Source organism: Lysobacter auxotrophicus, from assembly GCF_027924565.1.
GTDB classification, from domain to species: Bacteria; Pseudomonadota; Gammaproteobacteria; order Xanthomonadales; family Xanthomonadaceae; genus Lysobacter_J; species Lysobacter_J auxotrophicus.
Genome location: NZ_AP027041.1, coordinates 1334328 through 1360341, shown reverse-complemented (window position 1 = coordinate 1360341; position 26014 = coordinate 1334328). Strand labels below are relative to the sequence as shown.

Below are 26014 nucleotides of genomic sequence, written 5' to 3'. Positions count from 1 at the left end.
CCGCCGAAACACGCACGGAACCGGCCACACGAAACCCTCCGGATGAACGCCACTTCCCTCCCCGCCGTCGAAGTTCCCGCCGCGCGCGACCACCAGGACGCGCGCAACGACCGGCTGTTCCGCATCGTGCTCACCTGCACCGTGGTCTTCGTGCTCGTCGCGCTCGCCAGCGCGGCGCTGTCGATGCTGTGGGGCGGTCGCCACGTGCTTCAAGCCGAAGGCCTGCGCTTCTTCTTCAGCACCGAATGGAACCCGGTCGAGAACCGCTACGGCGCGCTCGTGCCGATCTACGGCACCGTCGTCACCGCGCTCATCGCGATGGTGATCGCGGTGCCGGTGAGCTTCGGCATCGCCTTCTTCCTCACCGAAGTCGCACCGCGCTGGGCGCGCGGCCCGATCGGCACGGCGATCGAACTGCTCGCCGGCATTCCCTCGATCATCTACGGCATGTGGGGCCTGTTCGTGCTCGTGCCGGTGATGACCGAATACGTGACGCCGTGGCTCAACGACCACGTCGGCACGCTGCCGGTCGTCGGCGCCCTCTTCCAGGGCCCGCCGCTGGGCATCGGCATGCTGACCGCCGGCATCGTGCTGGCGATCATGGTGATCCCCTTCATCTCCTCGGTGATGCGCGAGGTCTTCCTCACCGTGCCCACGCGCCTGAAGGAATCGGCGTACGCGCTGGGCTCGACGAAGTGGGAAGTGAGCTGGGACATCGTGCTGCCGTACACGCGCTCGGCGGTGATCGGCGGCATCTTCCTCGGCCTGGGCCGTGCGCTGGGCGAGACGATGGCGGTCGCCTTCGTCATCGGCAACAGCGTCAACTTCTCCGCCTCGCTGCTCGAACCGGGCACGACGATCGCCGCGCTGATCGCCAACGACTTCGGCGAGGCGACGGAAACCTACCGCTCCGCGCTGCTGCTGCTGGGCTTCGTGCTGTTCATCGTGACCTTCGTCGTGCTGGCCATCGCGCGCTTCATGCTGCTCAAGCTCGCCCGCAAGGAGGGCACCTGATGAGCGCCCCCACCGTCTCGGTCAAGACCGAACGCGAATTCAAGGTCGCCGACGCGCTGTATCGTCGCCGCAGGATCATCAACGTCGTCTCGCTCGTGCTGGCGTGCGCGGCGGCGCTGTTCGGCCTGTTCTTCCTGGGCTGGATCCTGTGGACGCTGATCGCCAAGGGCATCGGCGGCATCAACTGGGCGCTGTTCACGCAGAACACGCCGCCGCCCATGCAGGAGGGCGGCCTGATGAACGCCTTCTTCGGCAGCGCCGTGATGTGCGTGATCGCCATCCTGATCGGCACGCCGCTGGGCATCGCGGCGGGTACGTGGCTCGCCGAATACGGCCACGCGCGAAAGTTCGGCACGGTGGTGCGCTTCGTCAACGACATCCTGCTGTCGGCGCCGTCGATCGTGCTGGGCCTGTTCGTCTACACGCTGGTGGTGATGCAGACCGGCGGCAACTTCTCGGCGCTGGCCGGTGCGATCTCGCTCGCCTTCATCGTGCTGCCGGTGGTGGTGCGAACCACCGACGAAATGCTGCGACTGGTGCCGGCGCAGATGCGCGAAGCCGCGCTGTCGCTCGGCGTGCCGCAGTGGAAGGTGATCGTGCAGGTGCTCTATCGCAGCGCGTCGGCGGGCATCGTCACCGGCATCCTGCTGGCGCTGGCGCGCATTTCCGGCGAAACCGCGCCGCTGCTGTTCACCGCGTTCGGCAACCAGTACTGGTCGGCCAACGTGCTGCAGCCGATGGCCTCGGTGCCGGTGGTGATGAACCAGTTCGCCGGCAGCCCGTACGAGTCCTGGCAGGTGCTGGCCTGGGCCGGCGCGCTCGTGCTCACCGCTTTCGTCCTCCTCATCAGCCTCGTCGCGCGCGCCATCGTGCTGCGCAACCGGATCAGCCATGACTGACCTCTCGAACCTCTCGGGCCTTTCGACCCGGAACACCGCCATGAACGACGCCCGCATCGCCCTCGCCACGCCGGAACGCAACGCGCCTGCCGCCGCCGCACCGGTGAAGCTCGCCGCCCGCGGCCTGAACTTCTACTACGACAAGTTCCATGCGTTGAAGGACATCCACCTGGAAATGCCGGAAAAGCGCGTCACCGCGCTGATCGGCCCATCCGGTTGCGGCAAGTCCACGCTGCTGCGCATCTTCAACCGCATCTACGCGCTGTACCCGAAGCTGGAAGCGCGCGGGGAGGTGATCCTGGACGGCGAGAACATCCTGGATTCGCGCTACCCGATGAACCGCCTGCGCAGCAAGGTGGGCATGGTGTTCCAGAAGCCGGTGCCGTTCCCGATGACGATCTACGAGAACGTCGCCTACGGCATCCGCCACCACGAGAAGCTGTCCAAGGCCGACATGGACGCGCGCGTCGAACATGCGCTGCGCCAGGGCGCGCTGTGGGACGAGGTCAAGGACAAGCTCGGCGCGAGCGCGCTCGGGTTGTCGGGCGGCCAGCAGCAGCGCTTGTGCATCGCGCGCGCCGTCGCGCTGCGCCCGGACGTGCTGCTGCTGGACGAGCCGACCTCGGCGCTGGATCCGATCTCCACCAGCCGCATCGAGCAACTGGTGGAGGAGCTGAAGAAGGACTACACGATCGTCATCGTGACCCACAACATGCAGCAGGCCGCGCGCGTGTCGGACTTCACCGCCTTCATGTACCTGGGCGACCTGATCGAGCACGGCACGACGGACACGATCTTCTCCAATCCGACGAAGCAGCAGACCGAGGATTACATCACGGGCAGGTTCGGATAAGCCGGGAACAGGGAATGGGGAATCGAGAATCGAAAGCGCTCGCCTCATTCCTCCCGCCCTCCCGCCCTGCCGCTTTGCGATTCCCCATTCCCCATTCCCGGTTCCCAGACAGATGACCATGCACGACCACATCGTCAAGAGTTACGACGACGAGCAGCGCCGGCTGCTCAACGAAACCCTGCGCATGGGCGAGATGGCCGCCGCGCAGCTGGAGGCCGCGCTCGACGTGGTCCAGCGTCGCGACGACAAGGCCGCCGAGCGCATCATCGCCAACGATGAAGCCATCGACGCGCTGGAGCAGGAAGTCAGCCACGACGTGATGAAGCTCGCCCTGCGCGGGCCGATGGCGCGCGACCTGCGCGAGATCCTCGCCGCGATCCGCATCGCCTCGGACATCGAACGCGTCGGCGACTACGCGGCCAACGTCGCCAAGCGCTCGCTCGCGCTGAACCTGTCGCCGCCGCTGCCCCACGTGAGCGGCCTGCATGCGATCGGCACGCTGGCGGTGCAGCAGGTGCGCGACGTGCTGGTGGCGTATCGCGACAACAACGTCGAACTCGCCCAGCGCGTGCGCGCCCGCGACGCCGACCTGGACGTCGCCTACACCGCGCTGTTCCGCGAACTGCTGACCTACATGATGGAAGACGCGCGCGCCATCACGCCGTGCACGCACCTGTTGTTCATGGCGAAGAACATCGAGCGCATCGGCGACCACGCCACCAACATCGCCGAGAACGTGTGGTTCCTCGTGCGCGGCGAGGAAGCCCTGCCCCCGCGCGAGAAGCGCGACGGCAGCAGCACGACGGCGGCGCCGTAAGCGAGCCTGTTTTTGTAGCCCGGGTAAGCGGAAGCGCACCGCGCCTCTGGGCAATTCGGTCGTGGTAGCGATGACCGCGCCGCAGCGCGCCGTATCGCGGAGGCGGCGATTCCTTTCGCCCGGCACCGGCTCTTGCGGCGTGGATTTGCGACTTGCGAACCAACTTCAGCGACCCGGCAACCTGGAAGACCGTCATTCCCGCGAAGGCGGGAATCCAGCTTTGAGCGCATCACCGCCTACGGAAAGGCTGACATCCGGGCCGTTGGATCCCCGCCTTCGCGGGGATGACGATCTTCCTTGATGTTGCTGTGCCGTTAACCCGGGTGCGCTTCGCTTACCCTGGCTACAAACGCCCGGCGTTCGTTTCACCGCGTATCCCGCCCGCCTCGGCGCATTCACCGCCAGCGCCCACGACTGATGGCCTATGACGCGGCGCGCCGGATTGCGCAAAGTCGCGATCTGCAGACGCGTTCGCGCGGAAACCGCTTACACCACGTGCTGCACTGCGTCACGTGAAGCGGAATTCACCGATCGCTATCCTTTGCCCTGTCATCGTTCCCAGGCCTGAAACCGGGCCATCTCCGCGGGTCCCCCGCATCGCGCACAGGAGTTCACTCATGTCCAGCAAGACCAGCAAGACCGTCGCCCTCGTTGCCGGCGCCGCCCTGGCCGGCGGGATCGCCCTTTCGGGCTCGGCGTTCGCCATGACCGACCTCGCCTCCGGCTACATGGTCAGCGCCGGCGAAGGCGCGAAGGCCGGTGAAGGCAAGTGCGGCGTCGAGAAGATGGACACCGACAAGGACGGCAAGGTGTCGCAGGCCGAATTCGGCGCGGCGCACAACGGCGACACCAGCAAGTTCGCCACGCACGACGCGAACAAGGACGGGTTCCTCTCCGCCGACGAACTGAAGGCGAAGAAGGGCGACAAGATGGAAGGCAAGTGCGGCGAGGGCAAGTGCGGCGGCATGAATTGAATGCGAGTCCCTCGCAAAAGCCCGCACATCCTTATGCGGACTCTTCAATAGTGCGTCGCTCATGGATAGGCAATGAGCAGCCTGGCTGACACTTCAGTCGGACTCGGACTGCGGCGGGCCCTGATGGGCCCGCTGCGGAACGCCGCCGCGGGCGATTTCGATTTCCTCGAATGCGCGCCGGAAAACTGGATCGGCGTCGGCGGCAAGCTCGGCGAAGCGCTGGACGAACTCGCCGCGCGCCACACGATCAGCTGCCACGGCCTGTCGCTTTCGCTCGGCGGTTTCGCGCCGCTGGATGAAACCTTCCTCGCGCGCGTGCGCCGGTTCCTCGACCGCCACCACGTCGCGCTCTACAGCGAACACCTGAGCTACTGCAGCGACGACGGCCAGCTCTACGACCTGCTGCCGCTGCCGTTCACCGAAGAAGCGGTGCATCACGTCGCCGCGCGCATCCGCCAGACGCAGGAGATCGTCGGCCGCCGCATCGCGGTGGAGAACGTCTCCTACTACGCGACGATGCCGGTCGATGGCGATCAATCCGCGCTCGACGAGGCGACCTTCATCAACGCGGTCCTGAGCGAAGCCGACTGCGACCTGCTGCTGGACGTCAACAACGTCTACGTCAACGCGATCAACCATCGCTACGATCCGCACGAATTCCTCGCGGCGATGCCGGCGCAGCGCATCGCCTGCATCCACGTCGCCGGTCATTACGACGAAGCCGACGACCTCAAGGTCGACACGCACGGCGCGCCGGTGAAGGACGCGGTGTGGTCGCTGCTGCGCGAGGCGTACCGCCGCTTCGGCGCGCGCCCGACGCTGCTCGAGCGCGATTTCAACATCCCGTCCTACGCCGAACTGCTCGGCGAACTCGACACCGTGCGTCGCGTGATGCGCGAGCACGCGCCCGCATCGCACGCGCACGCCCATGCCTGACGCACCGCCGCGCCTGCGCGCGCAGCAACTCGCCCTCACCCGCCACCTGCGCGATCCGCAGGCCGTGTCCGCGCCGGACGGCGTGGAGGATCGGCGCGTCGCGATCTACCGCGACCTCGTCTTCAACAACGTCGAAAGCCTGCTCGCCGGCAATTTCCCGGTGCTCAAGCAGGTGCTCGGCGATAGCCACTGGCGCGCGCTCGTCCGCGATTTCTTCCGTGTGCACCGCGCCCAGACGCCGCTGTTCCCGGAACTCGGCCGCGAATTCCTGCGCTTCCTCGATGCGCGCGAGGACCACGCGCCGTCGCTGCCGCCGTTCGCCGGCGAACTCGCGCATTACGAGTGGGTTGAACTCGCTTTGCAGATCAGCGATGCCGAACTGCCGTCGTTCGACGCGCGCGGCGAGCTGATCGACGGCGTGCCGGTGCTGTCGCCGCTGGCGTGGCCGCTGGCGTATGCGTGGCCGGTGCATCGCATCGGGCCGGATCATCGCCCCGAGGTTCCGCCGCCCGAACCGACGTTGCTGCTGGTGCGTCGGGGCCCCGACGGCGACGTGCGGTTCTCGCAGCTGAGCCCGCTCGCGTTCCGGCTGCTGCAGCGGCTGGATGAAGCGCCGACGCTGACTGGTCGCGCGCAGCTGGAAGCGCTGGCGTCGGAAGCCGGCCACGCGGATGCGGACGCGTTCGTCGAGCAGGGCCGTGCGCTGTTCGAACAGATGCGCGGCGCGGGCGTGGTGCTGGGGACGCGGCTGTAGCCGCATCCGGCATCTTCTTTGTCCGTCATCCCCTTCTTTATCCGTCATCCCCGCGAAGGCGGGATCCAACCGTGCGTGTATCACGCTCGACGGAAGCCTTGACGCGTTCACAGGTGGATTCCCGCCTTCGCGGGAATGACGGCTGATAGGCATCACGCTTGACGGAAGACTTGACGCGTCCACGGCTGGATTCCCGCCTTCGCGGGAATGACGGGAGCGGCATTTCCCCCGTCTGCTAACCTTTCCGGCATGCAGAACCCCGACGCACCCGCCCCGCCCGCCCGCCTTTGCACCCGATTCCGCGGCTTCCTGCCGGTGGTGGTGGACGTGGAAACCGGCGGGTTCGACTGGAACCGCCACGCGCTGCTCGAGATCGCCGTGGCGCCCATCGACATCGACGAGAACGGCCTGCTTTTCGTCGGCGAGATCACCAGCAGCCACGTCGTGCCGGCCGAAGGCCTCGAGATCGATCCGAAGTCGCTGGAAGTCACCGGCATCGACATCGACCATCCCTTCCGGGACGCGAAGATCGAGCGCATCGCGCTGGAAACCGTGTTCGCCCCGGTGCGGGCCGCGCTGAAGAAGCACGGCTGCCAGCGCGCGATCCTGGTCGGCCACAACGCGCATTTCGACCTGAATTTCCTCAACGCCGCGGTCGCGCGCAGCGGCCACAAGCGCAATCCGTTCCATCCCTTCAGCGTGTTCGACACGGTGAGCCTGGCCGGCGTCGCGTACGGGCAGACGGTGCTCGCGCGCGCGGTGCAGGCGGCGGGGCTATCGTGGAACAGCGAGGAGCAGCACTCGGCCGTGTACGACACCGAGCGCACCGCGCAGCTGTTCTGCCGCATCGTCAACGCGTGGCCGTCGCCGCTGCCGCCGGTGGTCGCGCCGTGACCGACGCGCGCACGCCGATGCAGCGCATGCTGGCCGGCGAGCTGTATCGCGCCGACGACGCCGAAATTCAGGCCGCGCAGGCCGACACGCGCGACTGGCTGGTGCGCTACAACGCCGCGCTGGGCATGACGCCGGCGCAGCGGCATTCGCTACTGGTCGAGCGCCTGGGCGCCGCCGGCGAAGGCAGCGAGATCCGCCCGCCGTTCCATTGCGATTACGGTTTCAACGTGCACCTGGGTCGCGGCGTGTTCCTCAACTTCGACTGCGTGATCCTCGACGTGGTGCGCGTGGAGATCGGCGACGGCACGCAGATCGGCCCGGCGGTGCAGATCTACACCGCCGACCACCCGCGCGATCCGGCCATTCGCCGCGACGGTTGGGAATTCGGCAAACCCGTGCGCATCGGCCGCAACGTGTGGATCGGCGGCGGCGCGATCCTCCTGCCCGGCGTGAGCGTCGGGGACGATGCGCTGATCGGCGCCGGCAGCGTGGTCACGCGCGATGTGCCCGCCGGCGCGACCGTGGCCGGTAATCCGGCGCGCATCGTGTCCAAGGGCGCGTAACCGACCTCCGCATCGTTCCGCGACGCGGAAGGATCGCGGCTGGATGCTCCATCGCAGGCGACCCCGGGGACCCGGATGCACGACCCGGGCGCGCTTCGCTACCCGGGCTACAAACGCGTGCTTACGGCGACGCCAGCTTCAACCCGATCAGTCCCGCGACGATCAGGCCCACGCTGATCAGGCGCAGCGCGTTGACGGGCTCGTTGAACAGCACGATGCCCAGGATCACGGTGCCGACTGCACCGACGCCCACCCAGATCGCATACGCCGTGCCCACCGGCAGCGACTTCATCGCGATGCCCAGCAGCCCGAGGCTGATCGCCATGGCGGCGACGGTGCCGATCGTGGGCCAGGTTTTGGTGAAACCGTCGGTGTACTTGAGGCCGATCGCCCAGCCTACTTCGAACAGGCCGGCGAGTACGAGGATGATCCAGGGCATGTGAGTCTCCAGTCGGATGGGGCCGTCCCCGGTTGCGATTGGAGCGGCGGGGTCGTCCCCGCTTCCTGGGCTTCGCGGATTATTCCACACGCATGCCGCGCGCGCCGTCACGCGCGCGGGCGGTTCACAGGCGCGCCTGTGGCGGGTTCGCGTCCACGCAGATGATGTTGCGTCCCTGGTTCTTGGCGCGGTACATCGCCGCGTCGGCGCGTTCGAGCAGGCGCGCGGTCGTGTCGTCGAAACGGCATTCGGCGATGCCGACGCTGAAGGTCACGCGCAGGCCCTCGATCCCGGCCCAGATCGCATGCTTCTGGAAGGTTTCCTGCATGCGTTCGCAGATCGTGATCGCCTCGTCCAGCGTGGTGTCGGGCAGCAGCAACGCGAACTCCTCGCCGCCCAGGCGCGCGAGCAGGTCGGCCGCGCGGCTGCCGCTGGCGAAGAGGATCGCCGCCTCGCGCAGCACGGCATCGCCCACCGCGTGCGAGTGCGTGTCGTTGATGCGCTTGAAGTGATCCAGGTCGATCAACGCCAGGCACAGCGGATGGCCTGCACGCTGCGAGACGGCCATGTCGCGCTTGAGCACTTCGTCGAAGCGGCGTCGATTCGGCAGGCCGGTGAGCGCGTCCTCGCGCGCCTGCCGTTCGTAGGCAACGGCCTGGCGACGCACGCGTTCGAGCAACTGCGCGCGCTCGCGATCGACCGCGAGCAGCCGTTCGGCCTGTGCCTGCAGGTCGCGCGTGCGTTCATTGACCAGTCGCGCCAGGCGCACGTTCTTGGTGCGGTAGCGATGCACCAGATAGCGGTACAGCGCGAACAGCGCGCCGATGAGCAGCAGCGCGGCGAGCACGCGCGTGTCGGCGCGCTGCCACCACAGCGGCTTGATCGTGAACGCCCAGACCGCCACGTCCTGCGTCCACGGCCCGCCCGGATGCGCCGCGGCGACCTGCAGCACGTAATCGCCCGGAGGCAGGCCCATGTATTCGACGGTGCGCTGCCGATCGCGTTCGACCCAGTGTTCATCCAGCCCGATCAGCCGCGTGCGATAGCGGATGCGATCGGACATCACGTAACTCAGCCCGACGTACGACACGCCGATGCGCTTGCCGCCCGGCAGCGCGGCGCGCGAGTGGAACGGCACGTCGCGCCCGTCGAGCGCGACGCGTTCGATCACCGTCGGCGGTGCGCGGCGGTCGAGATAGCGCTGCAGGCGCGCGGGATCCACCGACGCGACACCGGCCGCGGTGGCGATCCACACGCTGCCGTCGCGACGCAGGATCGCCGAGGGCGACGAACTGCCGTTGGCCTGCGCGCTCGGAAGGCCGTCGGCTTCGGTGTAGCGCTCGTTCGGCACCGGCGTGGTGCTGCCGTCGGCGGCGGTGTCGAGCGCGTCCGTCGCGATGCGCAGCACGCCGCGATTGCTGGTCACCCAGGCATTGCCGACACGGTCGGGGACGATCTGGAACACCGCGTCCACCGGCAGGCCCTGTTCGAGTCCGACACGCGCCAGCTTGCCTTCGCGATAGCGGTACAGGCCGCGATCGGTGGCGATCCACACGTCGCCATGGACGCTGCGGAATCCGAACACCGAACGCGCACCGCTCGCTTCCAGGTCGATGCGTTCGACCTTGCCGTCGCGCAACACGTGCGCGCCTTCGACCGAGCCGATCCACAGCGCGCCGTCGATGCTGGCGAGCGCGGTGATCAATCCCTGCGGCAGGCCGGGCACGGACGGCGCATGCGCGCCCTGCCCGTCCAGCGACACCAGGCCGCGTCGCGTGCCGGCCCAGACCACGCCGGCATCGTCCACGGCGATCGCGCGCACGTGGCCGCTGGGCACGCCTTCGTCCTGCGCGTAGCGACGTTGCAGGCGACCGTCGCGCAGGCGGAACACGCCATCGGCATACGTGCCGACCCACAGGTCGCCGTCGACGCCCTGCGCGATGCTCAGCACCGACAGCGCATCGGCACGGTCGCTGTCGGCGCGATCGATCCCGATGTGGCGCACCTGGCCGTCCGCGCCGAGGCGATCGAGCCCGCCGCCGCCGCCGATCCACAACTCGCCGTCGCGGTCTTCGAAGATCGCGCGCACGTAGTCGCCCGAGATGCCGTCGCGCCGCGTGATCGCGCTGAAGAGCGTCTCGCGCAGGCGGAACAGGCCGCCGTTCGCGCCGACCCAAATGTTGCCCTCGGCGTCTTCCAGCAGGCTGGCGATGCGGCCGTTGGGCAGCACGTCGCCGCCGGGCAGGCGCTCCACGCCGTGCGCGCCGATGCGCAGCAGGCCGTGGTTTTCCGTGCCCAGCCACAGCTCGCCGTTGCGGTCGCGCAGCATCGCGGTGAAGTGGCCAAGCCCCGGCACGTGCTTCACCAGCGCCACCGTGTCGCCCTGGAGGCGGTAGACGCGGTCGCTTGCCACCAGCCACAGCGAACCGTCGGCGGCGCGATACGGCCACGCCAGACCCGGCGGGAGATTCCAGCGGGCCGGGGCACGTTCCCATCGGCCGTTGGGCTGGCGGATCACCAGCCCGTCCATCGTGCCGACCCAGACGCGATCCTCGGCGTCGATCGCCATGCGCGGGAAACTCGCCGCCAGCGGAATGCCCGCCGGTGGCGCGAGGTACGTGAAGCGATCGTCGGGGTCCAGGCGCCCCATGCCGTGGTTTTCGAACAGCAGCCACAGGCGGCCGCGGCTGTCCATCGCCATGTCGTGGATCAACGCTTGCGGCCAGTCCTTCGCGCGTTCCCAGAAACGCCATTGGCCGTCGGGCTGCAGTCGCCCCAGGTTGCCGCGCGAATCGCTCAACCACAGGCGGCCGGCCGGATCGACGTACAGCGCACCGATGCCGTTATCGCGCAGTCCGGGCCGCGTACCGCGCCCGACCACGGTGAAATCGATGCCGTTGTAGCGGACCGCGCCTTCCCAGGTGGCGAACCACAGGTGCCCTTCCGGCGTCTGCGCGATGTCGCGCAGCGAGTTGTGCGGCAGGCCGTTGCGCGTCGTCCATTCGTCGACGACGTAATCGCGAAGCGGCGGCGGCCCCAGGACCGGATGGGCGTTCGCGATGCCGCACGCGGCGAGCGCGAACGCCATGGCCGGCAGCCATGACGCGCAAAACAGAAGCCATCGCCGCCAACCGCGGCGTTCTCCCCGTGTTTGCGTAGCCCCCATCGCGACCCCGAATCTCGTTCCCGCAGGCGTTAACGGCCCCGTTCGCCCGCGCTCAAGCCCGCTGGCGCACCGCTTCGAACAGGGTGACGCCCGCGGCGACGGAAACATTCAGGCTTTCGACGCTGTCGCCGCCCGGCATCGGGATGCGCACCAGCTGGTCGCAGTTCTCGCGCGTCAGGCGGCGCAGGCCATCGGCCTCGCCGCCGAGCACCAGGCCGACGTTGCCCTTCAGGTCCAGCGAATACAGCGACGTGTCCGCCTCACCCGCCAGGCCGTACAGCCACACGCCGAGTTTCTGCAGATCGCGCATCGTGCGCGCGAGATTGGTCACCGGGATCACGGCCACGCTGTCGGCCGCGCCCGCGGACGTCTTGCGCACGGTGGCGTTGACCTGCACCGACTTGTCTTTCGGGATGATCACCGCCGTCGCACCGGCCGCGGCCGCGCTGCGCAGGCATGCGCCCAGGTTGTGCGGGTCCTGAACGCCGTCCAGGAGCAGCAGCAACGCGCGACCTTCCGCGCCTTCGACCAGCGCTTCGAGCTCGTTCTCGTTCCACGTCTTCGCCGCGGCGTAGCGCGCGACCACGCCCTGGTGGCGCAGGTTGCCGACCACGCCGTCCAGCGCCTGCGTCGCGACGCGGCGCACGTCGATGTCGAGACGGCGCGCGTTGCTCTCGATCTCGGTGATGCGCGGATTCTTGGCGCCGGCCTCGATCAGCACCTCGCGCACGTGTTCGGCATCGTGTTCGAGCGCCGCCGACACGGCATTGATGCCGGCGATCCATTGTTTCTGGCTCATGGGGGTTCCGGAATTGCGGGGCGCCGGGCGGGCGCCAGAAGGTCCGTATCGTCGGGCCGGCCGGGGGCGGCGGTCCAGTGTTTTGTGCGGAAGGTCGCGGATTGGGGGCCTGGGTGGCGCACGACCGGTATTCCTGAACGGATCGGCCCGATTGGGCAAGGCGTTCCGAGGCGCGCCGCTCACCGCATTTGTAGCCCGGGTAAGCGAAGCGCACCCGGAGAAGCGTCACGTCGGCAGCAAGCGCCATCGCACGGCGCTTCACCCCTCCCCAACCCTCCCCTGCAAGCAGGGGAGGGAGCAAACCCGCGAGGCTATCTGCCTCAGTACTTCTGCTTCACCCGCTTGGCCGGCTGCCCGCGCGGCGGCAGCGGCTTCACGCCGCGGTCCTCGACCAGCTTGAAGTCGATCTTGCGGTCCTCGACGCTGGCCTTCATCACCACGATGCGCACGCGATCGCCGAGGCGGAACTCGCGGCCGGCGCGCTCGCCCGACAGCGTCTTGCGGATCGGATCGAACTGGTAATAGTCGTGCGGCAGCTGCGTGACGTGGACCATGCCGGTCACCTTCGAGTCGACCAGCTCGACGAACAGGCCGAAACTGGTGACGCCGCTGATCACGCCGTCGAACTCGCCGCCGACGTGCTGTTCCATCCACGCGGCGCGGTAACGCTCGTCGACTTCGCGCTCGGCTTCGTCGGCACGGCGCTCGCGTTCGGAACACTGCAGCGTGAGCGCGGCCATTTCGCTGGGCGAATAGCGGTACTTCTCGGGACGCCCGCCGGTCAGCGCGTACTTGATCGCGCGATGCACCAGCAGATCGGGATAGCGACGGATCGGCGAGGTGAAGTGCGTGTACGCCTCCAGCGCCAGGCCGAAATGGCCGACGTTTTCCGGCGAATACACCGCCAGCGACTGGCTGCGCAGCAGCACCGACTCGATCAGCGCCGCATCGGGGCGCTCGCGGATCTTCTTCAGCAGCGCGGTGAAATCGCGCGGCTCGACGCGATTCCACGGCGGCATGCGCAGCTTGAACTCCTTCAGGAATTCCAGCAGGTCGGCGTACTTCTGCTCCGGCGGGCGCTCGTGGATGCGGAACGGCGACGGCACGTGCTTCGCCATCAGGTACTTCGCCGCCTCCACGTTCGCGGCGATCATGCATTCCTCGATCAGCTTGTGCGCGTCGTTGCGCTGGAGCATGCCGGCCTGCACGACCTCGCCCTTCGGGCCGAGCACGAAGCGCACTTCGCTGGATTCGAATTCGATCGCGCCGCGGCGCTCGCGCGCCTTGGCGAGGATCTGGTACAGCTGGTGCAGCCGCTCGACGTTGGGCATCAGCGAGCCGATGCGCTCGATCGCCTCCTCCCTGTCTTCCTCGCGCACGTCGTCGCCGACCGCATTCCACACCTGCGTGTAGGTGAGGCGCGCGTGCGAGTTCATCACCGCTTCGTAGAACTTCGACCTGGTGACTTCGCCTTCGCGATCGATCTGCATGTCGCAGACGAAGCACAGACGGTCGACCTTCGGGTTCAACGAGCAGATGCCGTTGGACAGCGTCTCCGGCAGCATCGGCACGACGAAACCGGGGAAGTACACCGAGGTGGCGCGCTTCTGCGCTTCGTCGTCCAGCGGCGTGCCGGGGCGCACGTAATGCGAGACGTCGGCGATGGCGACGACGAGGCGGAAACCGTTGCGATTGGTCTCGCAATACACCGCATCGTCGAAGTCCTTCGCGTCCTCGCCGTCGATGGTGACCAGCGGCAGCTCGCGCAGGTCCACGCGCTGCGCGGCGATTTCCTCCGGCACGGTGAGCGGCACGTCGCTGGCTTCGTCGAGCACGGCCTGCGGGAATTCGTGCGGGATCTCGTGGCCGTGGATCGCCGCCTGCACCGCCAGCGACGCGGTGAGGCGATCGCCCAGCACCGCGAGCACGCGGCCGATCGGCGTGCGCTGCGGGCCGTGCTCGTCCGGCGCCTCGATCAGTTCCACCACGACCAGCTGGCCGTTCTGCGCGCCCAGTCGCTCGTCCGGCGGCACCTGCACGTTGCGCTGGATGCGCCGGTCGTCGGGCACGACGTAGCTGATGCCGGCTTCCAGGCAGAAGCGGCCGATGAGGCGATTGAGGCGGCGTTCGAGCACGCGCAGGATCGCGCCTTCGCGACGGCCGCGACGGTCCACGCCGGTGACGCGCGCGAGCACGCGGTCGCCGTGCATCGCCTTGCGCATTTCCATCGGCGGCAGGAACAGGTCGTCGCCGCCGCCCGATTCCGGTCGGAGGAAGCCGAAACCGTCGGGATTGGCGATCACCACGCCGGGGATCAGATCGAGCTGCTGCGCCGGCAGGAACTCGCCCATGCGGTTACGCAGCAACTGGCCGTCGCGCACCATCGCGCCCAGGCGCTTGCCCAGCGCGTCGAAGCGGCTTTCCTCGGTCAGACCGAGACGTTGCGCGAGCTCGTCGGCCGACAGCGGGCCATCGGCCTGCACCAGCAACTGCAGGATCATTTCGCGACTGGCGATGGGCTGCTCGTAACGTGCGGCCTCGCGTGCGGCGTAAGGATCATGGAAACCCGATGCGGCACCGCCGCGACCGCGATGCGCCGGCGGTGGCGGTTCGGGCATCCAGCCAGGGCGTGCCGGCGGTGCCTTGCGCCCACCGGATCCGCTGGCGAACTTGCCGGTCGTGCCGGATGTCGCCTTGCCGGCGCCGGGCTTGCCGCCGCCCTTGCCGCCGCGCGGGCCTGCCTTCGATGAGCCCGCCTTCGACGAGCCTGCCTTGGAGAAGCCCGATTTCGAGCCGGATTTCGATGCGCCTGAGGCTTTTTTCTTCATGCCGCGCATGGTCGCACATCCGCATGAATGCGGCGTCTTGGCGGCGCCGGGTCAGCGCCGCGCTAGGATGGCCTCCAGCTCGCGCCGGACGAAACCGTCCGGCTCGCCGTCAGCGCGACAGATCCAGGTTTCGTGCGTGAGCTGGCGTTCGATCGAGAAGCCCGAGCTTCGCAGCATCGCCAGCACGCACGCATCGTTGGGCGCCCACCAGTTGGTGGGATCGCCCGCAAGCCGATGCTCGATGAAGGCCATGCGCGGCCAGCCCTGCGCGCGCAGCAGGTCGCGCTCGCCCAGGCCCACGTCGGGCGGCGTGTGGACCTGTTCGGTCTCCGGCATCGTCATGGTCTGCAGCACCATGCGATCGGCCGCCTTGCGCCGCACCAGGTCCAGCGCGAGCAAGGGGTGGCGCAGGTGGTACAGCACGCCCATCAGCCATACCCAGTCGAACCGGCCCGGCAGGTCGGCGACCTCGTAGACCTGCATGCGCCGGAACTCGATGCGGTCGTCCAGGCCGTACTGTGCCGCCGCCCAGCGGGCCTGTTGGAGGTAATGCGGATCGATGTCGATCGCCGTCACCCGCGCGCCCCGCCGGGCCAGTTCGAAACTGTAGAAACCCGCATTGCACCCGATGTCGAGCACCGTCGCGCCATGCAGGTCTTCGGGAATGTGCGGCGCGATCTGCCGCCATTTGAACGCGGGGAAATCCCCGTATTCGTGGTGCGGAGCGGTCTGCACGCCGCCCGGCAGATGCAGGTTGTGGAACCAGGGGCCCAGATCGCGGATCGCCGATTCGACGCTGCCCGGTGCGCGCGCATCCATGTTCATTCCCGCTGCACGAACTTGAAGAAACGGCTCACCTCGCCGTCCGCCGTCTTGTCCTGGTAGAGGAAGGCGAGCTTCTCCTCGTCGAACTTCTCGAAGAAGTCCTCCCACTCGATCTCCTCCAGGTCTTCGTCGTCGCGGAACATGATCCGCAACAGCCCCGCTTCCTCGCCGCGTTCGGCGGTGCCGCGCACGGTGGCCGGGCTGCCGTCGCGTTCCTCCACCCAGCGGCGGATGCGGTCATGATCGGTGGTCTGGTGGGACGAATGACGGCTCATGCGATGTCCTCCTGTTGCCGGAAAGGCGTGGCGGCGTGGTGCGCGAACGCCATGCGGCCGCGCGTTCGAAATACGTGTGAAGCGATTGCGCGCGATGCGCCGGCGTGTGCTCGGCGAGGAAACGTGCGCGCGCGGCGTGGCCGATGCGCCGTCGCATCGGGTCGGGAATGCGTTGCAGCCAGTGCGCGACCTGCGCGCCGGAATGCGCGATGAGGATTTCCTTGTCCGGCTCGAACAGCGCGTCCAGCCCCGTCCACGGATCCGACACGATGGGCGTTCCGCACGCGGCCGCCTCGAACAGGCGAACGCTCGGCGAGAACCCCATCGCGACCATGTCGGCGCGGGTGACGTTCAGCGTGAAGCGCTGCCGGTTGTAGAACGCGCGATGCTCCGAAGGCGGCAGGTGTTCGATGCGCTCGACATTGGGCGGCCATCCAACCGTTTCGGGGTATTGCGGACCGGCCACGACGAACCGGCCGTCGTTCCACGTGCGCGCGGGCTGCAGCAGCAGGCGATCGAGCACGGGCTGGCGATCGTCGCTGTAGGTGCCCATGTAGCCCAGGTCGTAGGCGGCCTCGCGCTCTTCCGGGAAATAGCGCTTCGGATCGGCCGAGCAGTACAGCGGCACGGCCACCTGCGCGCCGTGTCGCTCCTGCAGCGTCTCCAGCGCGGGACCGCCGCTGAAGGACAGATACAGGTCGTAGCCGGCGATCGTCTGCGCATCCAGGTACCCGCAGCGTCCCTGCGCGAGCGCCGCCAGCGTGACCGGCGTGTCGATGTCGTAGAACGCGACGATCCCGCGCGCGGTGCGCTGCGCCCACCGGCCGACCTCGATGCCCTGCGGCACGTACGAACCGACGATCACCAGGTCCGCGTTCGCGACGTCGTCCGCGTGGCGATCGCACAGTTCGTCGAGGCTGGCATACAGCGCGAGCCGCCCCGGCAGATCGCTCGCCGCGTCCTGGTTCTGCGCGTACCACGGCACGTCGCGCTCCAAAAACAGCACCCGATCCCCGCGCGCCTGCAATGCACCGAGCAGGGCGCGATAGGTCGTCGAATGTCCGTTGCCCCACGCCGAACGCAGGCTCAGGCCGATCACCACGATGTCGAGCGGCGCGCCCATCACGCCGCCGCGCGCAGGCGCGCCTCCAGCAGCGATTCGAGCTGGACGACGCGATGCGCGTAGGTGTGTTCGCGCAGCATGCGCGCACGCGCGCGCTCGCCGATCTGGCGCGCAAGCACCGGTCCGATCGCGCGAAGGTGCTGGTTGACCTGCTCGGCGCTGTCGGCGATCAGCACCTCGCGCCCGGGTTCGAGAAACATCTCGATGCCGTCCCACGCATCGGTCATCAGGCAGGCGCCCGCCCCCGCGGCCTCGAACACGCGCGTCGGTGGCGAAAACCCGAAGCGCGCCATGCTGTCGCGATTGATGTTGAGCACCATGTGCGAGCTGCAGTTGAATGCGTTGTGATCGCGCGTGGACACATGCCCGATGCGGGTGACATTGGTCGGAAGCTCGACGTCGTCCCACCCGCTGCCGCCGAGCAGGTAATCGAATTCGGGCGCCTTGCGCGCCGCGTCGAAGAAGAAACGGTGTACGCGTTCCTCGCGATCGGGAAGGCGATTTCCGAGAAATCCCAGGTCAGCCGCGAACCGGTGGTCGATCGGCACTGGATGATGCGTGTCCGGGTCCAGCGCGTTGTAGATGGGCACGCATTCGCGCGCGCCGAGGCCGAGGTACGCATCGATCACGCGCTGTCCGCCGCCGTAGGTCAGCACGAGGTCGTAGCTCGGCACGTGGGCACGCAGCGCATCGCCGGGATCGGCGAGCATGCGCTCCAGCGTCGCCGGTGCATCGACGTCCCAGAACGCGACCCACGTCGATGGCGAACGCAGCGCCAGCACCTCGCGTTCTAGGAACTCGTCGAACACCCCCACGCCACTGGCCTTCACCACCAGGTCCGCGCCGCGCGCCTGTTCGAGGGCACGCGCGGCGTCGGCTTCGCCGTGCGCCGGATACACGACCATCTGCGCCCACTCCGGGTCTTCGATGTCGCGATGCTGTTGCCGCTCGAACGCGTCGGGCTCGAAGAACGTGACACGGTGGCCACGCTGGTGCAGCGCACGCACGATGCCACGGTAGTAGGTGGCCGCGCCGTTCCAGTACGACGACACGAGGCTGGAACCGAAGAAGGCGATGCGAAGGGGGCTAGGCATGGGAGACACTCCGGGAGGCGGATGCAAGGGGGTGCGATGACGCGTCCAACGACGAGGCAATCGAAAGCAGCTCGTCGACGCGATGCCCGCAGGTGTGGCGCGCAAGCACGGTGGCCAGACCATGCGCGGCGAGTTCCTCGGCCGCGGACGCATCCTCGACGAGCATGCGAAGGTGATCGCGCATCTGCGCGCCATCGCGCGCGACGAGGAAATCGCGGCCCGGTGCGAACAGGTGTTCGGCGTCGTCCCAGGGCGCGCTCACCAGCGGGATGCCGCAGGCCAGGGCCTCGAATACGCGGATGGTCGGGATGCCGGGCAGCAGCCGCACGTACGGGCGTCGCGGCACGTGGACGGTCGCCCTGAAGCGCGCGAACACCTCCGGCGCGCGCCAGTTCGGCAACCAACCGCGGTAATCGATACCGGCATCGCGCAGCATCGCCAGCGCATGCGCGGGATAGCGCACGCCGTGCAGCCGCGCCCGCAGGCCCAGCGCCCGCACCGGTTCGATCAGGAATTCGCGAAGCTCCGTCTCGCGCTCGTCGTCGCCCCAGTTGCCGATCCAGACCAGGTCGCCGTCGGGCACGTCGGGCTTGCGTCGTGGATGGAACACGCGCACATCCGCGGCTTCGTGCCAGGTGAATGCGCGATCGCACCACGCGTTCTCGAGGTAACGCTGCCGAACGGCTTCGCCGAATGCGAGCACGCCGTCGTAATCGTGCAGCTCGTAGCGGGCCATCTCCGCCGGCGCGCTCACGCTGCGATGGTGCGTGTCGTGAAAGAACACGCGGCACGACGGCGGCGCGGCTTTCCCTACGCTGGCCACCAGCGCCGGCTCGTTCCATTCGTGCACGATCGCCACATCGGCACCGTCCAGCGCCTGTTCCACATCGAACCGGTCGCGGCGATAGCGATGGCTGCGCAGCTGCGGATAGCGCGCCTGCCAATCGGCGATGGCCTTCTGGCCGTGGTCGGCGACCAGCTGCGTCACGCTCCACGCGTCGTCGGGCTCGAAGACGTGCACCTCATCGCCCCGCGATTGCAGTTCGGCCACGATGCCGCGCAGGAAATGTGCGTTTCCGTGGTTCCAGTCGGACACGAGCGAGTGGTAGAACAGGACGAACTTCATGCATGCGCTCCTGTTTCGATGGAGGCGGAATCCGCACGCCTCGATGGCGTCCGGCGGGCGTCGAGCAGTTCGAAGTAGGCGTCGCGATAGCGACTCGCCATCGCGTCGGGCGTGTAGCGTGCCGCGCGCCGTTGCGCCGCCCTTGCCAACGCGTCGCGCGCCGCCACGTCGGTGATCAGGCGCAGCAGTGCGTCGCGTAACGCACCGGCATCGTCCGGCGGAACGAACATCGCGGCATCGCCCCACACTTCGCGCAGGCTCGGCACATCGCCGAGCACCAGCGCGCATCCAGCCTGCGCGGCTTCCAGCGCGGACAGACCGAACGGTTCATAACGCGCCGGCAAGGCGTAGATCGCGGCGCGCGCCATGAGTTCGCGCACGGCCTCGCTGCCGAGTGGGCCCAATAGGTCGACGTTGTCGAACGTCGTCGTGCGCCCCTCGCCAGGATGCCGTGCATCGCCGGCGATGCAGACCGGCCACGGCAGATCGGGGGCGATCGCCGCCAACGCGCTCAGGTTCTTCGCCGCGTCCCACAGCCGGCCGGCCGCGAACACGACGGGCGACTTGTCCGTGACGAGCCCGGCCGCGCTCCGTCCGTTATGGATGACCTCCGACGCGGGCAGCGCACCGTGCTCGCGCATGAGCGCGTCGAGCATCGCGCGCGTCGGCGCGACGACGCGATCCGCCGCACGCAGGGTCGCGCCGACGTGCTGTCGATAGCGATCCCACGACGGCGGCGCGGCCTCGCCGTGCACCGCGCGCCACCACGAGCAGACGCACGAGTGCGCCGACACGATCACCGGCGGCTCCCAACCAGCATCGCCCTGCGACAGATCGTTCAGATGCACGACGTCGGGCCGGAACCCGCGCGCGAGGCGGCGCAGCCAGGCACCGGTGGCGCGCAGGTCGCGCCAGGGTTCGGGCATCCACACCAGCTTGTACGGCCGCGCGTGCAACCGGAGCCCGTCGATTCGTTCCGCCTGCGCACGCTGACCGGCATCGGGTTCGCGACCCGTCGCGGCGAGCAGCACACGATCGCCACGCGCGCACAGCTGGGCGCACAGTTCCATCGCGAACGTCCACACGCCGCCGACGGTGTCGGCGGTCATCAGGATGCGCAGTCGCTCAGCGGCCATAGATCGCGTCCACCGTGCGTGCGACACCGACGAGCGACTCGGCCTGCGGGTCGAAACCTTCTCCGGCGCCCACGCGGCGCGCCCATTCGATCAGCGTGCGGCCGCCCCACGCATCCGGCGGCGAGGCGGTGCGCGTCGACCGCGTGCCGTCGAACACGTCGACGGTGAAGTCGTAGAACGAGCCGGTGACATTGCGGATCGCCGCGCCGCCGCGGGTTCCGTAGAACGCCGCTTCGATCACCGCGTCGCGTCCCGCGTGCAACCGCCACGAGCACGCCATGCGCACGCTCGCGTTGTTGTCGAGCCGCCATTGCGCGGTTGCGTAGTCCTCCACTTCGCGCTGTGGCGCATGCAGCGGACGCCCCGCCGCCTGCAGCATCGCGGACAGCTGCGAGTGCCCCGCCGCGCCGCACATCCACTGCGCCAGGTCGACCAGATGGATGCCCAGGTCCATCACGCACCCACCGCCGGATTGCGACAGATCGTAGAACCACGGCTTGTCGGGACCGTACGCGTTGTGGAACACCAGATCGATCGCGTGGATGTCGCCGAACTCCCCGCGTTGCATGCGCTCGCGCAGATCCGCGACGCCGTCCAGATAGCGGTAGCTGAAGTCGACTTCGAGCAGGCGATCGGCGCGGCGCGCGGCATCCACGACCTGCCTGGCTTCCAGCGCGGTGCGCGTCAGCGGTTTCTGGCAGAACACCGCGAGGCCCCGGTCGAGCGCCGCGATGGCCTGCACGGCATGCGCGCCGCTCGGGGTGGCGATCACCACGCCGTCCAGCTCGTCCATCGCCAGCAGTTCGTCGAGGTTGCGGCACTGGCGCGCGTCGGGCGCGCTGGGCGCCGCACGCGCGAGGCAGTCGGGGTTGCTGTCGGCGATCGCGCCGATGCTCGCGATGCCGCTCCCGGCGAGCACCTGCATGCGCTGGCAGCCAATCCAGCCGAGCCCGAGGAAGCCCAGGCGGGGCGCGCGTGCCGCGGGTTGGAGCCGCGCGTTCATGCGAGTACCGCCGCTTTGAGGAAGCCGTCGGGCCGCGACGACAGGGTCTGGAAGGCGTCGCCGATGCGATCGAGCGCGAAGCGATGGGTGATGAGCGCGAACGGGTCGATGCGTCCGTGCTCCACTGCATCCATCGCCTCGCGCAGTCCGCGTGCGGCCACGGCGGGATCGCGCTCGTGCGCATTGATCACGTCCAGCCCGCGCCAGTTCCACTGCTGCATGTCGACCTGCCGCGGGCCGTCCTGGTGATAGCCGGCGATCACCAGCCGCCCGCCTTCGGCGCTGATGCCGCTGGCGATGTCCAGGGTGGCCTGTTCGCCGGCGGCTTCGATCACGCGCGCACACCCGCCGGGGCTGAGTTCGTTCACCGCGCCGATGGCGGCGTGCACGTCACCGGTTTCGAGTACCTCGACGGCCCCACAGCTGCGCGCCACGCCGCGTGCGAACGGACGCCGCGACAGCGCGATCACGCGCGCGCCGGCGCGCGTCGCCAACTGGACCAGCAACGCGCCGATGAAACCGACGCCGACCACCGCAACGGTCTGCCCCGCGCGTATGTCGCTACGGCGCCATATGTTCATCGCGCACGCGAGCGGCTCGCCGGGCAGGTCGCGCGAGGCGAACGTCACCGGCAGCTTCGCCAGGGCGTCGGCGCGCGCGATGTCGTACTCGGCATACGCGCGCGTCGAGAGCAGCGCAACGACATCGCCGCTGTGCCAGTCGTCGATGCCCTCGCCCACCGCGTCGATCTCGCCCCAGCCTTCGTGCCCGGGCGCGCCGGGCTCGAAGGGATACTGGAACCACGGCCGCCCCGCCCACACCGGCAGGTTCGACGCGCACACGCCGCACCCGTGCAGCCGCACACGCACCTCGCCGTGGCCGGGCTCCGGCCGGGACGTGCGCGCGACGCGGATGCGCCCCTCCCCGTCGAACACCGCCGAGCGCATCGTGCTCATGCGGCGTGCGTCCGTGACGTCGCCGGGGCCGGCGCATGTACGCGCGGCGGCATCGTGGTTTCGAGCAGCCAATCGTGGAGCCGGCCGATCCCGTCTCGCGCGGCGACCGACGGCGCCCAACCCGTGGCGCGCCGGAATGCCCGCGTATCGGAGACGTACCAGCGCTGATCGCCGACGCGCCACGGGCCGTACTCGATGCGCGGCACGCGACCGGTCAGCCCGGCGATGACATCGAGCACTTCGCGCAGGCTCAGCGCGTTCGACGGCCCGCCGCCCATGTTGAACGCACGCCCGGCGAGCTCGTGCATGCGCGCCTGGCAGCGCACGAACGCGTCGGCGAGATCCTCGACGAACAGGATGTCGCGCACCTGCCGGCCATCGCCATACAGCGTGATCGGCTCGCGCGCCAACGCCCGACGCAGGAAATGCGCGACCCAGCCCTGGTCCTCGTTGCCGCACTGATGCGGACCGTAGATGCAACTCATGCGGAACAGCGCAGCCGGCAGACCGAAGCTTCGCGCGTAATCGAGCACGTATTGATCCGCGCCGCCTTTCGAACAGCCGTACGGACTATGGAAATCCAGTGGCCGCGACTCGTCGACGCCCGCTTCGCCCAACGCGTCATCGCGCGGCGCGTAGCGATCGCCGGCGCGCTCCAGCGCGATGTCGTCCAGCGCGCCGTACACCTTGTTGGTCGAGGTGAATACCAGCGACGGCGGCGCTTCGAGCGCGCGCATGGCTTCGAGCACGTTGAGCGTACCGCCAAGGTTGACATCGAAATCGTTGCGCGGATCGATCAAGCTCGACGTCACCGCGACCTGCGCCGCGAAATGGAACACCTCCGAGGCGTTCGCCACGAGGCCGCGCACGCGTTCGGCATCGCGAACGTCGCCGACCTGAATCTCGACGCGGTCGCCGAATCGATGCCACAGCCAATGCGCGTTCGCTTCGACGCCCGGGCGCGACAGGTTGTCCAAGACCACCACACGACGGCCGGATTCCAGCAGGCGCGTCGCGAGGTTGGTGCCGATGAAGCCGGCGCCGCCGGTGATCAGCGCGGGTGCGTCGTGGCTGGGATGCTGGGGAGGCATGCGCGCGTTCATCGTTGCAGCCCCCGGCTCGCCAGTTCGGCCGCGGCCGCATCCACGCGGTCGACGGCCTGCTGGTGCTGCATCCACTCGACGAGTTCGACAAGGCCCTGTTCGAGCGTCACGCGCGGTGCATAACCGAGCAGTTCACGCGCGAGCGTGATATCGGCGAAGCAGTGCCGGATGTCGCCGACGCGAAACTGCCCGGTGATCTCCGGCGGCAGGTCGTCGATGTCCAGCGCCTTCGCCATCGCGTGCGCGACATCGGCAATCGATACCGACACGCCGCTGCCGACGTTGATCGCGCGCCCCGTTGCGTCGTCCGATTCCAGCGCGAGGCGGCACGCGCGCGCGATATCGCTTACGTGCACGAAATCGCGGCGTTGCTGCCCGTCCTCGAAGATGCGCGGCGGTTTGCCGTTCATGTAGCGGGCCGCGAAGATCGCCAGCACGCCGGTGTACGGATTGGACAGCGCCTGCCGCGTTCCGTAGATGTTGAAAAAGCGCAGCGCCGTGGTCGGAATGCCGTATGCCTGCCCGACGATCAGGCATAACCGTTCCTGATCGAGTTTGGAAAGCGCATAAACCGACGTCGGCATCGGCGGCTTGCCTTCGTGCGTCGGCACCGGCGTCAGCGGCTTGCCGCCCGCACGCAGCTCCCAGTCGCCACCGCGCAGCGCGTCGGCATCGCGCTCCGATGGCGAGACGGTGCGACCGTCCGCATCGACGTACAAGCCTTCGCCGTAGACGCTCATGCTCGAGGCCACCACCAGCTTCTTCACCGGCGAACGCGACAGCGCTTCGAGCAGCACGGCCGTTCCGCGGTTGTTGACGTCGGTGTAATGCTCGATCTCGTACATGCTCTGCCCCACGCCCACGGCGGCGGCGAGGTGGAACACGCGGTCCACGTCCTCCAGCGCGGCGCGAACGGCATCCGCGTCGCGCACGTCGCCCTGCATGCGTTCGACTTCGGCGGACAGGTAGCCCGGCCATTGTGCGTCGTCGCCATGCACCTGCGCGGCGAGCACGTCGAGCACGCGCACCTGATAGCCATGGGCCAGCAGCTCATCGGCCAGGTGCGACCCGACGAAGCCTGCGCCGCCGGTGATGAGCACGCGACCGCGCGCGGCCGAACCGCCATTGCCGCGATCATGCGCAGTCACGATCCACCTCCCGGACGCGCGCGTTGCGCGAGGCTTCCTGCATGGCGAACCACGCGATCGTGCGCCGCAGGCCGTCGTCCAGTGCGACGCGCGGCTCCCACCCCAGTTGCGCGCGTGCAAGCGAGATGTCGGGACAACGGCGCGTCGGATCGTCGGTCGGTATCGGCTTGCGCACCAGGCGCGAGCGCGAGCCGGTCAGCGCGATGATCCGTTCGGCAAGCTCCAGCACCGTGACTTCCACCGGATTACCGAGATTCACCGGCCCGGTGAACGTGGACGGCGTGTCCATCAGGCGCATGATGCCGTTCACGAGATCGTCGACGTAGCAGAACGAACGCGTCTGCAGTCCTTCCCCGTAGATGGTCATCGGCTCGTCTCGCAGTGCCTGCACGATCAGGTTGGACACCACGCGGCCATCGTCCTCGCGCATGAACGGCCCGTACGTATTGAAGATGCGCGCGACCTTGATCTGCACGCCGTGCTGGCGCCGGTAGTCGAAGAACAGCGTTTCGGCGCAGCGCTTGCCTTCGTCGTAACACGCACGCGGTCCCGTAGTGCTCACCGCGCCGCGATAGGCCTCCTTCTGCGGATGCGTTTCCGGCTCGCCGTAGACCTCGCTGGTGGAAGCCTGGAAAATGCGCGCGCCGTTGCGGTGCGCCAGTTGCAGCAGATTCAATGCGCCTTCCAGGCACGTCTTCAATGTATGGACCGGCTGGGCCTGGTAATGGATCGGCGAGGCGCAGCACGCGAGGTTGAAGACGATGTCCGCGCGGGCATCGAAAGACGCGATATCGAAGGGCTCGGTGACGTCGTGCCGCACGAATCGCAGCCGATGTTCGCCGATGGCATCGTCGAGCAGTTCGGCAAGGTTGCTCAGCCGCCCGGTGACCAGGCTGTCCATCGCGATCACGTCGTAACCGTCCTCGACCAGCCGGCGGCACAGGTGCGCTCCGAGGAATCCCGCGCCACCGGCCACCAGCGCCCTGCGCCGCGCGTGTTTGTTCCGTTCTACGCCGTCCATATCCGTTCCCTATGTGCTTCGGGTGCCCGCGTGCATCGCTGCGCGCGGCGGCCCGGTGTTCTGGGAGCCGAACGAAACCCGCGCCGGACTGCAACGGCGCACTTCGTCGGGCTGTTTGATCCGCCGGCGCGGACGGGAATGACACGTCCTGCGCGCGGCGGGTAACGGGCGGCTGTAGCGTTCTTGTCGTCGCCAGGCATGCCCGGCTGACGCTCAACACCGGCCTCGTCCAATACGAGGCGACGGTTCGCGCTTGCCTGCGGATCAG

At 68.5% G+C, this 26014-nt stretch carries 24 protein-coding genes; 9 read left to right on the top strand and 15 right to left on the bottom strand.

All coding sequences use genetic code 11. The annotated features are described in order from the left end of the window. Nucleotides 1-42: 42 nt before the first annotated feature. The 9 genes from pstC to LA521A_RS06090 all read left to right on the top strand — a co-directional run bounded on the left by pstC (nt 43) and on the right by LA521A_RS06090 (nt 7704). Nucleotides 43-1014 (top strand): phosphate ABC transporter permease subunit PstC, encoded by a 972-nt coding sequence (gene pstC / locus LA521A_RS06130; RefSeq protein WP_281781441.1) that lies wholly within the window; start codon nt 43-45, stop codon nt 1012-1014. Continuing rightward, nucleotides 1014-1913 carry a phosphate ABC transporter permease PstA gene (gene pstA / locus LA521A_RS06125; RefSeq protein ID WP_281781440.1) on the top strand — a complete coding sequence of 300 codons (900 nt, stop codon included), beginning with the start codon at nt 1014-1016 and terminating at the stop codon, nt 1911-1913. The genes pstC and pstA overlap by 1 nt, the downstream gene beginning before the upstream one ends. 40 nt (nt 1914-1953) lie before the next feature. Beyond that, complete coding sequence (pstB, locus tag LA521A_RS06120; RefSeq protein WP_281781439.1) at nt 1954-2766, top strand: phosphate ABC transporter ATP-binding protein PstB; 813 nt, start codon at nt 1954-1956, stop codon at nt 2764-2766. Nucleotides 2767-2878: 112 nt separating this feature from the next. Further along, nucleotides 2879-3583, top strand: coding sequence for a phosphate signaling complex protein PhoU (gene phoU / locus LA521A_RS06115; protein WP_281781438.1), 705 nt, complete (start codon nt 2879-2881; stop codon nt 3581-3583). 617 nt (nt 3584-4200) lie between these two features. Continuing rightward, nucleotides 4201-4557: an EF-hand domain-containing protein gene (locus LA521A_RS06110; protein ID WP_281781437.1), complete on the top strand. Its 357-nt coding sequence runs from the start codon at nt 4201-4203 to the stop codon at nt 4555-4557. 123 nt (nt 4558-4680) lie between these two features. Beyond that, nucleotides 4681-5493 (top strand): HvfB family MNIO-type RiPP peptide maturase, encoded by an 813-nt coding sequence (locus LA521A_RS06105; RefSeq protein WP_281781436.1) that lies wholly within the window; start codon nt 4681-4683, stop codon nt 5491-5493. After that, the gene (locus LA521A_RS06100) at nt 5486-6247 is read left to right on the top strand and encodes an HvfC family RiPP maturation protein (RefSeq protein WP_281781435.1); all 762 of its coding nucleotides are present in this window, start codon (nt 5486-5488) and stop codon (nt 6245-6247) included. Before LA521A_RS06105 ends, LA521A_RS06100 begins: the two co-directional genes overlap by 8 nt. Before the next feature lie 249 nt (nt 6248-6496). After that, nucleotides 6497-7141 carry a ribonuclease T gene (rnt, locus tag LA521A_RS06095; RefSeq protein WP_281781434.1) on the top strand — a complete coding sequence of 215 codons (645 nt, stop codon included), beginning with the start codon at nt 6497-6499 and terminating at the stop codon, nt 7139-7141. A gap of 17 nt (nt 7142-7158) precedes the next feature. Next, a complete protein-coding gene (locus tag LA521A_RS06090; RefSeq protein WP_281782029.1) occupies nt 7159-7704 on the top strand; it encodes a sugar O-acetyltransferase in 546 nt (181 codons plus the stop codon). A 121-nt stretch (nt 7705-7825) separates the two neighbouring features. On the opposite strand, the gene sugE is transcribed toward LA521A_RS06090, so the two are convergent. From sugE to LA521A_RS06015, 15 genes are all read right to left on the bottom strand, one after another. Beyond that, complete coding sequence (sugE, locus tag LA521A_RS06085) at nt 7826-8143, bottom strand: quaternary ammonium compound efflux SMR transporter SugE (RefSeq protein ID WP_281781433.1); 318 nt, start codon at nt 8141-8143, stop codon at nt 7826-7828. Nucleotides 8144-8267: 124 nt separating this feature from the next. After that, on the bottom strand, nt 8268-11231 hold the full coding sequence (locus LA521A_RS06080; RefSeq protein ID WP_281781432.1) for a ligand-binding sensor domain-containing diguanylate cyclase: 2964 nt from the start codon (nt 11229-11231) through the stop codon (nt 8268-8270). Nucleotides 11232-11361: 130 nt separating this feature from the next. Next, the gene (gene rlmB, locus LA521A_RS06075; protein WP_281781431.1) at nt 11362-12108 is read right to left on the bottom strand and encodes a 23S rRNA (guanosine(2251)-2'-O)-methyltransferase RlmB; all 747 of its coding nucleotides are present in this window, start codon (nt 12106-12108) and stop codon (nt 11362-11364) included. Nucleotides 12109-12428: 320 nt separating this feature from the next. Continuing rightward, nucleotides 12429-14936, bottom strand: coding sequence for a ribonuclease R (rnr, locus tag LA521A_RS06070; protein ID WP_425494572.1), 2508 nt, complete (start codon nt 14934-14936; stop codon nt 12429-12431). Between the two features lie 51 nt (nt 14937-14987). Continuing rightward, on the bottom strand, nt 14988-15755 hold the full coding sequence (locus LA521A_RS06065; RefSeq protein WP_281781430.1) for a TIGR04290 family methyltransferase: 768 nt from the start codon (nt 15753-15755) through the stop codon (nt 14988-14990). A gap of 2 nt (nt 15756-15757) precedes the next feature. Further along, a complete protein-coding gene (locus tag LA521A_RS06060; RefSeq protein ID WP_281781429.1) occupies nt 15758-16036 on the bottom strand; it encodes a hypothetical protein in 279 nt (92 codons plus the stop codon). Then, nucleotides 15999-17159, bottom strand: coding sequence for a CgeB family protein (locus LA521A_RS06055; RefSeq protein WP_281781428.1), 1161 nt, complete (start codon nt 17157-17159; stop codon nt 15999-16001). The genes LA521A_RS06060 and LA521A_RS06055 overlap by 38 nt, the downstream gene beginning before the upstream one ends. Beyond that, nucleotides 17159-18253, bottom strand: coding sequence for a CgeB family protein (locus tag LA521A_RS06050; RefSeq protein ID WP_281781427.1), 1095 nt, complete (start codon nt 18251-18253; stop codon nt 17159-17161). Before LA521A_RS06050 ends, LA521A_RS06055 begins: the two co-directional genes overlap by 1 nt. Further along, nucleotides 18246-19379, bottom strand: a complete 1134-nt coding sequence (locus LA521A_RS06045; RefSeq protein ID WP_281781426.1) for a CgeB family protein — start codon at nt 19377-19379, stop codon at nt 18246-18248. The genes LA521A_RS06050 and LA521A_RS06045 overlap by 8 nt, the downstream gene beginning before the upstream one ends. Then, nucleotides 19376-20542 (bottom strand): glycosyltransferase family 4 protein, encoded by a 1167-nt coding sequence (locus LA521A_RS06040; RefSeq protein WP_281781425.1) that lies wholly within the window; start codon nt 20540-20542, stop codon nt 19376-19378. The genes LA521A_RS06045 and LA521A_RS06040 overlap by 4 nt, the downstream gene beginning before the upstream one ends. After that, a complete protein-coding gene (locus LA521A_RS06035; protein WP_281781424.1) occupies nt 20505-21518 on the bottom strand; it encodes a Gfo/Idh/MocA family protein in 1014 nt (337 codons plus the stop codon). The genes LA521A_RS06040 and LA521A_RS06035 overlap by 38 nt, the downstream gene beginning before the upstream one ends. After that, on the bottom strand, nt 21515-22474 hold the full coding sequence (locus tag LA521A_RS06030; protein ID WP_281781423.1) for an MDR/zinc-dependent alcohol dehydrogenase-like family protein: 960 nt from the start codon (nt 22472-22474) through the stop codon (nt 21515-21517). Before LA521A_RS06030 ends, LA521A_RS06035 begins: the two co-directional genes overlap by 4 nt. Then, complete coding sequence (locus LA521A_RS06025; protein ID WP_281781422.1) at nt 22471-23652, bottom strand: SDR family NAD(P)-dependent oxidoreductase; 1182 nt, start codon at nt 23650-23652, stop codon at nt 22471-22473. The genes LA521A_RS06030 and LA521A_RS06025 overlap by 4 nt, the downstream gene beginning before the upstream one ends. Next, on the bottom strand, nt 23574-24725 hold the full coding sequence (locus LA521A_RS06020; protein WP_281781421.1) for an NAD-dependent epimerase/dehydratase family protein: 1152 nt from the start codon (nt 24723-24725) through the stop codon (nt 23574-23576). Before LA521A_RS06020 ends, LA521A_RS06025 begins: the two co-directional genes overlap by 79 nt. After that, nucleotides 24712-25746, bottom strand: a complete 1035-nt coding sequence (locus LA521A_RS06015; RefSeq protein ID WP_281781420.1) for a UDP-glucuronic acid decarboxylase family protein — start codon at nt 25744-25746, stop codon at nt 24712-24714. Before LA521A_RS06015 ends, LA521A_RS06020 begins: the two co-directional genes overlap by 14 nt. Nucleotides 25747-26014 lie beyond the last annotated feature (268 nt).

Excerpts from the sequence above, each read along its gene's own strand:
- pstC (WP_281781441.1), top strand. The coding sequence starts at position 43 with ATGAACGCCACTTCCCTCCCCGCCGTCGAAGTTCCCGCCGCGCGCGAC.
- pstA (WP_281781440.1), top strand. The coding sequence starts at position 1,014 with ATGAGCGCCCCCACCGTCTCGGTCAAGACCGAACGCGAATTCAAGGTC.
- pstB (WP_281781439.1), top strand. The coding sequence starts at position 1,954 with ATGAACGACGCCCGCATCGCCCTCGCCACGCCGGAACGCAACGCGCCT.
- phoU (WP_281781438.1), top strand. The coding sequence starts at position 2,879 with ATGACCATGCACGACCACATCGTCAAGAGTTACGACGACGAGCAGCGC.
- LA521A_RS06110 (WP_281781437.1), top strand. The coding sequence starts at position 4,201 with ATGTCCAGCAAGACCAGCAAGACCGTCGCCCTCGTTGCCGGCGCCGCC.
- LA521A_RS06105 (WP_281781436.1), top strand. The coding sequence starts at position 4,681 with ATGGGCCCGCTGCGGAACGCCGCCGCGGGCGATTTCGATTTCCTCGAA.
- LA521A_RS06100 (WP_281781435.1), top strand. The coding sequence starts at position 5,486 with ATGCCTGACGCACCGCCGCGCCTGCGCGCGCAGCAACTCGCCCTCACC.
- rnt (WP_281781434.1), top strand. The coding sequence starts at position 6,497 with ATGCAGAACCCCGACGCACCCGCCCCGCCCGCCCGCCTTTGCACCCGA.
- LA521A_RS06090 (WP_281782029.1), top strand. The coding sequence starts at position 7,159 with ATGCAGCGCATGCTGGCCGGCGAGCTGTATCGCGCCGACGACGCCGAA.
- sugE (WP_281781433.1), bottom strand. The coding sequence starts at position 8,143 with ATGCCCTGGATCATCCTCGTACTCGCCGGCCTGTTCGAAGTAGGCTGG.
- LA521A_RS06080 (WP_281781432.1), bottom strand. The coding sequence starts at position 11,231 with ATGGCGTTCGCGCTCGCCGCGTGCGGCATCGCGAACGCCCATCCGGTC.
- rlmB (WP_281781431.1), bottom strand. The coding sequence starts at position 12,108 with ATGAGCCAGAAACAATGGATCGCCGGCATCAATGCCGTGTCGGCGGCG.
- rnr (WP_425494572.1), bottom strand. The coding sequence starts at position 14,936 with ATGAAGAAAAAAGCCTCAGGCGCATCGAAATCCGGCTCGAAATCGGGC.
- LA521A_RS06065 (WP_281781430.1), bottom strand. The coding sequence starts at position 15,755 with ATGGATGCGCGCGCACCGGGCAGCGTCGAATCGGCGATCCGCGATCTG.
- LA521A_RS06060 (WP_281781429.1), bottom strand. The coding sequence starts at position 16,036 with ATGAGCCGTCATTCGTCCCACCAGACCACCGATCATGACCGCATCCGC.
- LA521A_RS06055 (WP_281781428.1), bottom strand. The coding sequence starts at position 17,159 with ATGGGCGCGCCGCTCGACATCGTGGTGATCGGCCTGAGCCTGCGTTCG.
- LA521A_RS06050 (WP_281781427.1), bottom strand. The coding sequence starts at position 18,253 with ATGCCTAGCCCCCTTCGCATCGCCTTCTTCGGTTCCAGCCTCGTGTCG.
- LA521A_RS06045 (WP_281781426.1), bottom strand. The coding sequence starts at position 19,379 with ATGAAGTTCGTCCTGTTCTACCACTCGCTCGTGTCCGACTGGAACCAC.
- LA521A_RS06035 (WP_281781424.1), bottom strand. The coding sequence starts at position 21,518 with ATGAACGCGCGGCTCCAACCCGCGGCACGCGCGCCCCGCCTGGGCTTC.
- LA521A_RS06030 (WP_281781423.1), bottom strand. The coding sequence starts at position 22,474 with ATGAGCACGATGCGCTCGGCGGTGTTCGACGGGGAGGGGCGCATCCGC.
- LA521A_RS06015 (WP_281781420.1), bottom strand. The coding sequence starts at position 25,746 with ATGGACGGCGTAGAACGGAACAAACACGCGCGGCGCAGGGCGCTGGTG.